The 11,667-nt window shown below is 50.3% G+C and carries 10 protein-coding genes; 1 reads left to right on the top strand and 9 read right to left on the bottom strand.

Translation table 11 applies throughout. The features are described 5' to 3' along the window. The first annotated feature begins 8 nt into the window (after nt 1-8). Complete coding sequence (locus tag ACQ5DJ_RS03355; RefSeq protein WP_429841175.1) at nt 9-608, top strand: TetR/AcrR family transcriptional regulator; 600 nt, start codon at nt 9-11, stop codon at nt 606-608. A 13-nt stretch (nt 609-621) separates the two neighbouring features. Here ACQ5DJ_RS03355 and ACQ5DJ_RS03350 read toward each other — a convergent pair whose 3' ends face one another. From ACQ5DJ_RS03350 to ACQ5DJ_RS03310, 9 genes are all read right to left on the bottom strand, one after another. Continuing rightward, nucleotides 622-1,818, bottom strand: coding sequence for an MFS transporter (locus ACQ5DJ_RS03350; RefSeq protein ID WP_429841174.1), 1,197 nt, complete (start codon nt 1,816-1,818; stop codon nt 622-624). Nucleotides 1,819-1,841: 23 nt separating this feature from the next. Beyond that, the gene (locus ACQ5DJ_RS03345; protein ID WP_429841173.1) at nt 1,842-2,216 is read right to left on the bottom strand and encodes a hypothetical protein; all 375 of its coding nucleotides are present in this window, start codon (nt 2,214-2,216) and stop codon (nt 1,842-1,844) included. 54 nt (nt 2,217-2,270) lie between these two features. Beyond that, the gene (locus ACQ5DJ_RS03340; protein WP_429841172.1) at nt 2,271-2,606 is read right to left on the bottom strand and encodes a hypothetical protein; all 336 of its coding nucleotides are present in this window, start codon (nt 2,604-2,606) and stop codon (nt 2,271-2,273) included. Between the two features lie 314 nt (nt 2,607-2,920). Beyond that, nucleotides 2,921-4,267 (bottom strand): acetyl-CoA carboxylase biotin carboxylase subunit, encoded by a 1,347-nt coding sequence (accC, locus tag ACQ5DJ_RS03335; protein ID WP_429841171.1) that lies wholly within the window; start codon nt 4,265-4,267, stop codon nt 2,921-2,923. Between the two features lie 14 nt (nt 4,268-4,281). After that, the gene (locus tag ACQ5DJ_RS03330) at nt 4,282-4,731 is read right to left on the bottom strand and encodes an acetyl-CoA carboxylase biotin carboxyl carrier protein (protein ID WP_429841170.1); all 450 of its coding nucleotides are present in this window, start codon (nt 4,729-4,731) and stop codon (nt 4,282-4,284) included. A gap of 20 nt (nt 4,732-4,751) precedes the next feature. After that, the gene (locus tag ACQ5DJ_RS03325) at nt 4,752-6,317 is read right to left on the bottom strand and encodes an acyl-CoA carboxylase subunit beta (protein WP_429841169.1); all 1,566 of its coding nucleotides are present in this window, start codon (nt 6,315-6,317) and stop codon (nt 4,752-4,754) included. 4 nt (nt 6,318-6,321) lie between these two features. Further along, entirely contained in the window at nt 6,322-7,374 is a 1,053-nt protein-coding gene (gene meaB / locus ACQ5DJ_RS03320) for a methylmalonyl Co-A mutase-associated GTPase MeaB (RefSeq protein ID WP_429841168.1), read from the bottom strand. Beyond that, a complete protein-coding gene (gene scpA, locus ACQ5DJ_RS03315) occupies nt 7,371-9,542 on the bottom strand; it encodes a methylmalonyl-CoA mutase (protein WP_429841167.1) in 2,172 nt (723 codons plus the stop codon). The genes meaB and scpA overlap by 4 nt, the downstream gene beginning before the upstream one ends. Then, nucleotides 9,542-11,665: a methylmalonyl-CoA mutase family protein gene (locus ACQ5DJ_RS03310; RefSeq protein WP_429841166.1), complete on the bottom strand. Its 2,124-nt coding sequence runs from the start codon at nt 11,663-11,665 to the stop codon at nt 9,542-9,544. The genes scpA and ACQ5DJ_RS03310 overlap by 1 nt, the downstream gene beginning before the upstream one ends. Nucleotides 11,666-11,667: the final 2 nt, after the last annotated feature.

Genomic DNA, 11,667 nt, shown 5'->3' with positions numbered 1-11,667 from the left:
GCGGACGAATGAACAGACGCAGATTAACCCAAGCAGAGCGTAAAAAGGAAACACGGCAATTGCTCATTAACTCAGCCATCGAAACCTTTGCTCAGTTAGGCTTCCACGGGGCTTCCGTTGATAAAATCGCAGACCATGCTGGATTTACCAAAGGAGCTGTCTATGCTCATTTTCAGTCCAAAGAAGATCTCTTTCTCGCTATTTTGGAAGGTCAGATGCAATTACATGTGTCCAATATCCATCACGTAATTGATCACCAGCCATCATTATCGCATTTTATAGAAGCCATGGACGCCTATTTTATGTCCGTTCAGCAACAAAATCGCACGTGGAGCATGCTGAACCTGGAATTTTTACTTTATGCCATGCGCGAAGAGTCTGTTCGAAAGCGATGGTCGAACATGATCATAGAGTCGGTACAGCATCTTTCCAAGGCCATACAAACATTGATGCCAACAGAAAGTGACTCTACTCTATCTGCCGATGAAATGGCATGGACGATTCTTGCTTTAGAGAATGGCATGACCATCTTTTATTACATTAGCGGCGACCAGGCACCCCTGTCTTTATACGGAAAAGCTTTGCAAAACATGCTATCGTCAAAATAGCGAGTGCTTTATACTAGATCGATTCTGACTGGGTGGCCCGTCGCTTCATGATTCGATTGACTCTCTCAGAACCGTAAAGCATGAACGCAATGTAGAAAGCGATAAAAAACGGTAAAATTGAAACTGTCGTCAGTGCAGCAAGCCATCCTAGCAACGGAGGCAAAAGTGTGGCACCCGTGTACGCAACCGCCATCTGATAGCCCATCAGCTTTTGTGTTTGTTCTTTCCCAAAGCGTTCAGGGGTATCATGCAGCATACAGGGATAAATCGGAGCGAAGCCTAACCCGAGTAATAGAAAACCGATTAACGAACAGTAGGTTGGTACTGGCAAAATCAACAGCAATGCCCCAGCCAATGATACGAGAATTCCACTGCGGATCAGAACGCGGTTGCTCACTTTGAAGGTTACAAAGCCAGTGATTAATCGCCCCACGGTAATGCCACCGTAATACATGGCTACCCACTCCGCCGCTACAGCCGCAGGTAGCTCTTTCACATTTACCAAAAAGCTGCTCCCCCATAATCCCACCGACGCTTCAGCCCCACAATAGAAGAGAAAGGTCAGCAAAGTCAGCTTGACGCCTTTTGTCCGTAACGGTTGTTCGCTTTGCCCACGAAACGGCTCACCCTGTGACTCTTTGACAGCATGGCTCTGCATGTTCTCCATTCGTTTCCACAAAGGAAGTGTAAACGCTAGAAGTACGACTAACGCAAATTGAATGAGCGAAATGGTCAAGTATCCATTCCGCCATAAATCATGATCACGTATAAAGCCAGACATAATAATGGGGCCAAGCGTAGCACCCACACCCCAGAAGCAATGCAGCCAGCTCATATGATGGGCTTGATAATGCGTGGCGACATAATGATTCAGGGCAGCATCCACAGAGCCAGCTCCTAGTCCCAGCGGCAATGCCAAAACCATCAACCATAAAATCGAAGGAGCAAAAGAAAACCCGAGCAAGGCTGCCGCCGTCATCAAGCAGCTGATCAGCGTGATCCGTCCTGTTCCCAATCGTTTTAATAATGCACCGCTCATCAAGCTAGATACGATCGTTCCAGACGCAATTACGATGTTGATCACGCCTGCCATACCGAATGCCGCTCCATATTCTGCCTGCATGACCGGCCAAGCTACCCCCAGTAACGAATCAGGAAGGCCCAAGCTGATAAACGACAAATAAATCATGATCAAAAAGAATGTTGCCACTATCCCCCGCCCCCTGTTCGTTTTTACATTCTTACCGTGAGTCTATTCAGCAATTTCTCTCCCTCTGTTTTGAACCGCTTGTTCTTTTCGAGAAATTCGTTCACTTCATTTAATTGGGCTGGTCGGTATCCTGGTCCATCACAGCCACAGGAATGATAGGCAAACCCATGCTGATAGAGGATTTCAACCTTTTTCCACTGCTTTACATCCGCTTGTTTCGGAGCCTTGAAATCATGCCCCATCTTCTTCATTCCCTCACCACATTGCGGACAGCTATGCTTGATCTTGTTCCATTCTTCCTCCGTCAACTCATTCTTGGAGGTTTGCTTGAACACTTTCCGGCAAGGGAAACAGGCGTATATTTGTTTATACGGACCATACATCCCGTATCGACACATGATGATCAACCCCTATCCGATTCTTCTAACTAGACAACTCCCGTTTCGGTATTGCTATGTATCCCCTTTTTTGACGAGCGTACTACCTATGAAGTCAAAGCTTAAAGGCCCCCCCTTTTTGTCAGGCTGCCATCCCAGCTTAATCGCCTCTTCAATGATGGCCGCGACGTCAGCTGGCTTTATTGCTCTCATGTCCAAATGCTGCACATGTGGAAACTCCGCCCAAAAATCATTCACATCTGATTTTACATACACGCGAATCAATTGACCTATACCTTCATTGTGCTGGATCGTCAACGCAAGCAGACCCTTCGCTGCTGGGCTAATAACCCAACGATATCGCTGCTCTCCTACCGTTATACCTCGCGTTCCTTTTTTGGGTAATGCCATAGCTACCTCCTCATTTTCGCGTAAATGTTTATCAGTTCTGCCAAATACATTTTTATCCCGTCCACGATTTCCGGTGAATGCTGCACAGTCATTTCCTTCCAACCAATCACTTCCACCCTGCCGCACATGCAGCATGGATGCAAGCCAAAATTCAGCCTTACAAGCCTGCACACCTTCAGTTGCTCAGTCTATTTTCCAAGTGAATGTCACGGAGAGCTGCTCATTTACATGGCTCCTTTTCGTGGTTCCCTCATTTTATTATAAAGAAAAACAAGCCACGATGATCCCGCAGCTTGTTCCCTCTTATCTTTCTTTTACAATTCCAGCGTATGTTTCTCCAAGAAGTTCGTAGCAAAATTCCCTGAGACAAAGTCAGGGTGCTCCAGCAGCTTCTCATGGAAAGGAACCGTCGTATGCACGCCCTCGATGACAAACTCACCCAGCGCACGCTTCATACGAGCCAATGCTTCGTTGCGATCTGTTCCCCAAACGATCAGCTTGGCGACCATTGAGTCATAGAAGGGAGAGATTTCGTAGCCGGGATAAACCGCACTGTCCACGCGCACACCGTAACCGCCGGGCGGCAAGTAATTGATGACCTTACCTGGTGATGGCATAAAGTTTTTCGCTGGATTCTCCGCATTGATTCGGCACTCGATCGCCCATCCGTTAATTTTCACGTCTTCTTGTGAAAAGGATAACGGGTTACCTGCCGCAACAGCTATTTGTTCTTTGATCAAGTCGATCCCTGTGATCATCTCTGTCACGGGATGCTCTACCTGAATCCGTGTGTTCATTTCCATGAAGTAAAATTGACCGTGCTTGTCGAGCAAAAATTCAACTGTACCCGCTCCGTGGTACGAAACCGCTTTGGCAGCCGCCACCGCAGCTTGGCCCATTTGCTCGCGCAGCGTTTGGTCTAGAGCTGGAGATGGCGCTTCTTCTACCAGCTTTTGATGACGACGCTGAATGGAGCAATCCCGCTCTCCCAAGAACACAGCGTTGCCGTGCTTGTCGCCCATGATTTGAATCTCCACATGACGTGGCTCTTCCACGTATTTTTCCAAGTACACCCCAGCGTTACCGAATGCCGTCTCCGCTTCTTTCTGGGCTTGCCGAATCGCTTTGGACAACTCATCGGCATCAAACGCGACACGCATGCCTCTGCCGCCACCACCAGCCGTTGCTTTTACGATGACAGGATAGCCGATTTTCTCCGCCACCAACAATGCCTCATCGATGTCATCAATCAAGCCGTCTGTGCCCGGGACTAATGGAACATTCGCTTGACTCATCGTTGCTTTTGCTACGGCTTTGTCACCCATTTTTGTGATCGCTTCAGGATCGGGACCGATAAAGGTAATCGAGCAATCTTGGCACAGCTGGGCAAACGAAGCGTTTTCCGCCAAGAAGCCATAGCCCGGATGGATAGCGTCTGCCTTCGTGTAAAGAGCGACCGTCATAATCCGTGCCATGTTCAAATAGCTGTCCTTGGACGCCGTGGGTCCGATGCAATACGCTTCATCCGCTAATTCTACGTGCAATGCTTCCCGGTCCGCCTCAGAAAAGACAGCGACTGTACGTATCCCTAGTTCCTGACATGCGCGAATAATGCGGACAGCGATTTCGCCGCGATTGGCAATCAATACTTTCGTAAACATAGGCGCACTCCTTCCTACTGAATTTTGACAACGAGCAATGCTTTTCCGTAATCGACAAATTGACCATCCACGACGAGAATTTCCGTGATGATTCCGCTAACGGGGGTTGTAATGTCGGCAGAAAGCTGAAGAGCATCGGCCGTGCAGCGTCCAACCTTTTCGCCTACTTGAACAGTCTGCCCTACAGTCACTTCCGCATAGAACAATCCTACTCCCGGAGACATGACGTGCTGTGTCACTTCCTTGGGTGCCTCAGCAACGATATCGACGGACTCAGCAGTGGCGGCTGCCTCCTGATAGCCATGCTCCACTTCGCCCACCTGTACAGGCGCATGGACAGCCACGACTTCGACTGGTGTGCTTTTCTTGATCACGATGCGGGTCTTGCCCTTCTCCCATTCCAGCTCCTCAATGGAAGACTGATTCACCAGTTTGATGAATTCACGCAGCTCATGCAGCTTCATAGCACGATCAGAGCTCCTTTCTAAAGTGGGATATTCCCGTGCTTTTTGTATGGACGATCTTCCTGCTTGTTTCTGAGCATCTCCAAGGCTTGCGCCACCTTTTGGCGGGTTTCTCGCGGATCGATGACATCATCCACCATCCCTAGACTTGCCGCGACATATGGATTGGCAAACTTTTCTCGGTAGAGGGCAATTTTCTCAGCACGAGTCGCAGCCGGATCCTCACTTTGTTCGATTTCCTTTGCAAAAATGACGTTAGCTGCCCCCTCGGGACCCATGACCGCAATTTCTGCATTCGGCCAAGCATACACGATATCTGCACCAATGGATTTGGAGTTGAGCGCCACATAAGCGCCTCCGTAAGCTTTGCGCAGAATCACGGTGATTTTGGGAACCGTTGCTTCTGAATAGGCATATAAGATTTTCGCCCCATGACGGATAATCCCTCCGTGCTCCTGATTGATCCCCGGGAAAAAGCCAGAGACATCTTCAAAGGTCAACAGCGGAATGTTGAAGCAGTCGCAGAAACGGATGAACCGTGCCAGCTTATCCGATGAATGAATGTCCAGTCCGCCTGCCATGACTTTTGGCTGGTTGGCGATAATGCCGACACTGTGTCCATCGATATGCGCCAGACCGATAACGATATTGCGAGCAAAGTTCGGCTGTACTTCCATGAAATCACCGTGATCCACGATTTTTTCGATAACCTTGCGCACATCGTATACTTTGGTGCTCTCAGCAGGTACTAGCTCCAGGAGATCTTCTTGCCAACCATTATTCTCCTCTGCTTTTATCACAGGTGCGCGATCGCGATTGTTTTGTGGCAGGAAGCTGAGCAGCCTGCGTACTCCTTCCAATACTTCTTGTTCGGTCTCTGCCGTAAAATGTGCATTGCCGCTCACCGTCGAATGGACTTTGGCTCCGCCTAGATCCTCCGCGGATATTTTTTCACCGGTAACGGTTTCGATGACTTTTGGACCTGTGATGAACATTTGACTCGTCTTCTCAACCATGAACACGAAATCCGTAATCGCTGGAGAGTAAACCGCTCCTCCCGCACACGGTCCGAGAATGACAGAGATTTGCGGAATCACACCGGAGTAAATGGCATTGCGGTAAAAAATCGTGCCATAGCCATCCAGCGAGCTTACCCCTTCTTGAATGCGTGCGCCGCCAGAGTCGTTCAGACCAATAAAGGGAGCGCCGTTTTTCGCTGCCAAGTCCATCACCTTGGCAATTTTCATCGCGTGCATCTCACCCAGAGCACCACCAAACATCGTGAAATCCTGCGCGAACAAATAGACAGGACGTCCGTTGATTTTACCGTAGCCCGTCACAACACCTTCGCCTGGTGCCTCCATCTGGTCGAGACCAAAATGTGTAGCACGATGCTCAACAAACGGGTTCAGCTCCATAAAGGTGTCTGGGTCAAGCAGTAGCTCGATCCGCTCGCGTGCAGTCAACTTGCCACGGTTATGCTGGGCATCGATACGAGCATCTCCGCCGCCAAGCTGGATTTTATATTTTCGTTCCATCAATTCGTCAATTTTTTCGTACATATTGCTGCTCATAAGGGCCACCATCTCTCTATTCCTTTTTCATGATCGCATTCTCATAGATCGCCACTAATTGCTGTACGGCGCTCGTCGGTGAAATCTCGCCACTTGCAACGGCTCCTTCAATGGAAGGAAGCAGCTCGGCTACTTGCTGGTTGCCGAAAAAGGTCGCGCGCAAGTAGTCCTGAGCCATACTGTGCATCCAATCGAGTAGCTGCGCCTTGCGTCTTGCCTCGAAGCTGCCTGATTGGATGGTGGTTTCACGAAATTGACCGATGACCTCCCAAATATCTTCAATGCCTTCCCCTGTCAGCGAAGAACACATATATGCCTTCGTCTCCCAGCCAGTGGTTGCCGGCTGCAAGTAATGAAGAACACGATTGTATTCACCTTTGGCGATCAAGGCACGCGTGCGGTTTTCCCCATCGGCTTTATTGATCAGAAGTGCATCCGCGATTTCCATGATGCCTTTTTTGATTCCTTGCAGTTCATCGCCCGCCCCTGTCAGCATCAGCAGTAAAAAGAAATCGACCATGGACCTGACTGTCGTTTCACTCTGTCCAACCCCGACCGTCTCGACCAAAATCACATCATAGCCTGCTGCCTCACAGATCAGCATCGTTTCCCGCGTCTTCCGATTGACACCGCCTAGCGTGCCACCCGTGGCAGAAGGTCGGATGAACGCCTTTGGATTGCGTGACAAGAGCTCCATCCGCGTCTTGTCGCCCAGAATGCTCCCGCGTGTAACCGTACTGCTCGGATCAACGGCCAATACTGCGACACGATGACCTTTTTCACAAAGCATACTGCCAAATGCTTCAATGAACGTGCTCTTGCCTGCACCTGGCACACCGGATATACCTATGCGTATGGATTGACCTGTATGAGGAAGCAGCCGTTTAATCACCTCTTGAGCCATATCCATATGAGCGGGAGCGTTGCTCTCGACCAGCGTGATTGCCTGCGCCAAAACCGTTCGGTTACTATCTCGTACGCCTGTGACGTATTGATCCACAGATAAGCGTGGGAGACGTGCCTTGGAGGAAACGTTCAAGAAATTCTTGTCAGCCTTGCCCCCGGTCATTGTCCAGCAGCCTCCAGGCGATACACGATCTCTTGCAGAACGTGCTGGGCTGCAACAGGAATGACTGTTCCTGGCCCAAAGATAGCTGCGGCACCATTCTCTCGCAAAAAGGCGTAATCCTGCGCCGGTATAACACCACCTATGACGACAACAATATCCTCGCGTCCCAGCTTCTTGAGCTCTTCCACCAGTTGTGGCAGCAATGTTTTATGTCCTGCCGCAAGCGAGCTGAAGCCGATCACGTGCACGTCATTTTCTATTGCCTGCTTCGCTGTTTCATCAGGTGTCTGGAACAACGGGCCGATATCGACGTCAAAGCCTAAATCCGCAAAAGCAGTAGCAATTACTTTCGCGCCCCTGTCATGTCCGTCTTGACCCATTTTCGCGATCATAATACGGGGACGTCTGCCTTCCCACTGCTCGAATTCGTCTGCCATCTTGCGTACAGCCGCTACCTCATCGGTATCTGCGTATTCGGAACTGTAGACGCCGCTAATGGAGCGAATGACCGCCTTGTGTCTACCCACGACCTTTTCATAGGCATCCGATATTTCGCCCAAAGAAGCTCTTGCTCGTGCCGCTTCAATGGCCAGCTCCAACAGATTGCCTGCGCCCGTTTTCGCACATTCTGTAATGGCCTGAAGAGTAGCTTGCACTCTCGCCTCATCCCGGTTACTGCGCAGCTCCTGCAAACGTTTGATTTGCGCTTCGCGGACAGCTGTGTTGTCGACTTCGAGAATTTCCAGCGGATCTTCCTTGTCCAGACGGTATTTGTTCACGCCAATAATAGCTTCCTTCGCCGAATCAATATGTGCCTGACGGCGTGCAGCCGCTTCCTCGATCTTCATTTTCGGCAATCCTGTCTCAATTGCTTTTGCCATACCGCCAAGTGCTTCGACCTCTTCGATGTGCGCCCACGCTTTTTCCACAAGCTGCGCAGTCAAGGACTCGACGTAATAAGAGCCTGCCCACGGATCGACGACCTTGGTTATCTCGGTTTCGTCCTGCAAAAATAACTGCGTATTTCGCGCGATCCGAGCGGAGAAGTCTGTCGGCAACGCAATCGCTTCATCCAGTGCGTTTGTATGCAGAGATTGGGTATGCCCCAGAGCCGCTGCCATGGCCTCGATACACGTCCGCACCACGTTGTTATACGGGTCCTGCTCCGTCAAACTCCATCCGGACGTTTGCGAATGCGTCCGCAGTGCCATCGACTTTTCGTTTTTCGGGTGGAATTGTTTGATCAGGTTGGCCCAAATCAAGCGGCCTGCACGCATTTTCGCCACTTCCATGAAGTAGTTCATGCCAATCGCCCAGAAAAATGACAGTCGTGGCGCAAACGCATCGATGTCGATGCCTGCTGCCAGGCCAGTACGAACGTATTCCAAACCATCTGCCAACGTGTAGGCCAATTCAATATCCGCGGTCGCACCCGCTTCCTGCAGGTGGTAGCCTGAAATACTGATGCTGTTGAATTTGGGCATGTGCTTGGAGGTGTAGGCAAAAATATCGGAAATGATCTTCATCGACGCTTCTGGCGGATAAATGTAAGTATTCCGAACCATGTATTCCTTCAAAATATCATTTTGAATCGTTCCGGTAAGCTCCGCCTGCGATACCCCTTGCTCTTCTGCTGCCACGATATAGAACGCCATAATAGGCAAAACGGCTCCGTTCATCGTCATGGAAACGGACATTTTATCGAGTGGGATACCGTCGAACAAAATTTTCATATCAAGAATGGAGTCAACTGCCACGCCTGCTTTCCCGACATCACCGACTACCCGGGGATGATCGGAGTCATAGCCGCGATGTGTCGCGAGGTCGAAGGCAATCGACAGCCCTTTTTGTCCCGCAGCCAAATTCCGTCGGTAAAAAGCGTTACTCTCTTCCGCCGTAGAAAATCCGGCATATTGGCGAACCGTCCATGGCTGAGTCACGTACATCGTCGGATACGGTCCGCGCGTATATGGGGGCAAACCAGGCATGTAGCCGAGGTGATCCATGCCCTCCACATCTTCCATGGTGTAAAGAGGTTTTACAGGGATCTGCTCCAGCGTCTGCCACATTTGCTCCTTGCCTTGTGGGTTTGCACCCAGTTGGGGAAACAAGTCAGACACATCTCGTTTGGACTGATAAGCCATTTTTGAAAAATCAGGTCGCTTCATTATGAGCTCACTCCTATCCGCTCCTGAAGTTCTCGCAGCATCTCGTAGCAATTGGAACGCATGTGGATGCAATCATCTACACCGGCCGTCCTATAAGTAGCCAACTGCTCTGCGTCAGGCAAGCCAGCCAACAGAACCGTCATCTGAGGTACACGTTGCTTGATTGCTTGAGCTAAAGGTGGAACCTGCTCCGGATAACTCGCATCGTCCGAACAAATGACCGTGATCAACGCACCCGATGCCACCGCAGCTTCAGCCGCCTCTACAGTGGTAGAGAAAGCTTGCTGAAGCAAGACGTCAAAGCCGCCTACAGCAAAAAACTCTGATGCGAAATCTGCTCGGGCCTTATGCTTTGCCACTGGCCCCATCGTCGCCAAGAACACGGTCGGTCTCTTGCCTGTTGTTTTCAAGAAATCATCTGCCTGCATCCGCAAGGCTTCAAAACGTTCAGATGCCCGGTGAATACGGAGTGGCTGGATGATTGTCTCCACTGAATCTGCACCTTTCATGGCTTTGGCGATATCTCCCACAGTCGCTCCATGAAGCACTGCTTTTACTGCACGTCCTACGAACTCATCCGTATGTTTCGCCAACTCATCGAGCGCTTCTGAGACGAGAGTCGCGTTTTGTTTCAGCCGAAGGGATCGTGCTTCCGCTGCTCGCTCTTCGTGAATGCTCGGAAGACTCTCAGCCTGTAGTGGCTGCTCAGCCGTATTGGCATACATGTTGGTTCCAACCAAACGCTTTTTACGCGTATCGATGCTCGCTGCTTTTTGATCCGCGATTTGAGCGATCAAGCCTTGTGGGAAACCTGCTTCTAATGCGCCCATCATGCCACCGTGCGCTTCGACCTGCTGGAACAGCTCCCATGCTTTTTTCGCTAATGCATCTGTGAGCCATTCTACGTACCAAGAACCTCCCGTAGGGTCGATCACTTTTGCCAAATGCGCTTCTTCTTGCAAAATGATTTGCGTATTTCTGGCGATTCTTCTTGAAAACTCATGGGAAGGGCGTATCGCTTCGTCAAAAGCGGATACATGAAGACTGTCTGCTCCACCAATGACGGCTGAGAACGCTTCTGTCGTGGAACGCAGCATATTGACATACGGATCGTAAATCGTCTTCGTCCAGGCCGAAGTTCTGGCGTGAATCGTCATCTTTTGAGCTTCCGTTGAACCACCGTAGGTTGCCACGATGTTTGACCAGAGCATTCTTACTGCACGCAGCTTCGCGATTTCCATGAAGACGTCTGAACCGATCGAGTATGAGAACTGCATCCGTGGAGCTACTTCCTCTATGGACAGCCCCCGCTCAAGCATCGCTTGCAAATAATCGACACCTGTGGCCAGTGAAAAAGCCAGTTCGGTTACTGCGTTTCCGCCGCCGTCCTGATAAGGATTGCTTTGAACCAGGATCGTTTTCAGTGCAGACGAATGATCTTTTGCCCATTTCATCATGGTTGCCATGGCGTGATAAGCTGTCTGCAAGGAACAAGGGAGCTTGCCCTCTGTGAGCAGAACCGCTACAGGGTCTTGCCCGATGCAACCGCGAATCTCGGAGACTTGCTGACCTGTCGCTTCAACATGTGCCAGGATGAGTGAGAGAATGGGTAAGCCAAGCGCTCCCGTGTTCACGTACAGAGGGACTTCTGAAAGCTTCACCCCTTGAAGTGCCTGCTCTACATCCTCTCGGCAAAAAACAGATACGCCTCTGTGACCAATCGTATCTGGTAATGCTTCGTCCGGATCAAGTCCAGCCATTGTCGCTTGATCCACCAGCAGATGCAGCATCGTTTGCCCGCGTTCTAAATCGTCTACGGCTGCCTGATTGAACGCCTGCGCACTCGTTGCCATGATTTCCTGACAGACATGCCATTTGTGTTCCTTTTGCTCGCTAGGCTGCTGATTCCCTCTATGAAAAGGCGCCTCTCCTGGTAGCGCTTCCAGATGAGGCAATGTTTTGACATCTTCGTACCGATAGATGGGCTGGCGTACAATCCCCTCGTACGAATGTGTCAGTAGCTTGGCTTCAAAAGATGCACCCTTTAGCGATTTTTCTGCCACTTCCCGCCATTGCTCGTACGTGGGAACGGAGAATTCCTTGAACCATGTATGTTTGCTCACTC

The organism is Brevibacillus sp. FIR094 (genome assembly GCF_050477165.1).
Lineage (GTDB): Bacteria > Bacillota > Bacilli > Brevibacillales > Brevibacillaceae > Brevibacillus.
The sequence above is the reverse complement of the archived record's forward strand: the minus strand, read 5'-3'. Positions and strand labels throughout refer to the sequence as shown.

Bases quoted from the DNA above. Each gene is read 5' to 3' on its own strand.
- ACQ5DJ_RS03355 (WP_429841175.1), top strand. From the start codon at position 9: ATGAACAGACGCAGATTAACCCAAGCAGAGCGTAAAAAGGAAACACGG.
- ACQ5DJ_RS03345 (WP_429841173.1), bottom strand. From the start codon at position 2,216: ATGTGTCGATACGGGATGTATGGTCCGTATAAACAAATATACGCCTGT.
- ACQ5DJ_RS03340 (WP_429841172.1), bottom strand. From the start codon at position 2,606: ATGGCATTACCCAAAAAAGGAACGCGAGGTATAACGGTAGGAGAGCAG.
- accC (WP_429841171.1), bottom strand. From the start codon at position 4,267: ATGTTTACGAAAGTATTGATTGCCAATCGCGGCGAAATCGCTGTCCGC.
- ACQ5DJ_RS03330 (WP_429841170.1), bottom strand. From the start codon at position 4,731: ATGAAGCTGCATGAGCTGCGTGAATTCATCAAACTGGTGAATCAGTCT.
- ACQ5DJ_RS03325 (WP_429841169.1), bottom strand. From the start codon at position 6,317: ATGGTGGCCCTTATGAGCAGCAATATGTACGAAAAAATTGACGAATTG.
- meaB (WP_429841168.1), bottom strand. From the start codon at position 7,374: ATGACCGGGGGCAAGGCTGACAAGAATTTCTTGAACGTTTCCTCCAAG.
- scpA (WP_429841167.1), bottom strand. From the start codon at position 9,542: ATGAAGCGACCTGATTTTTCAAAAATGGCTTATCAGTCCAAACGAGAT.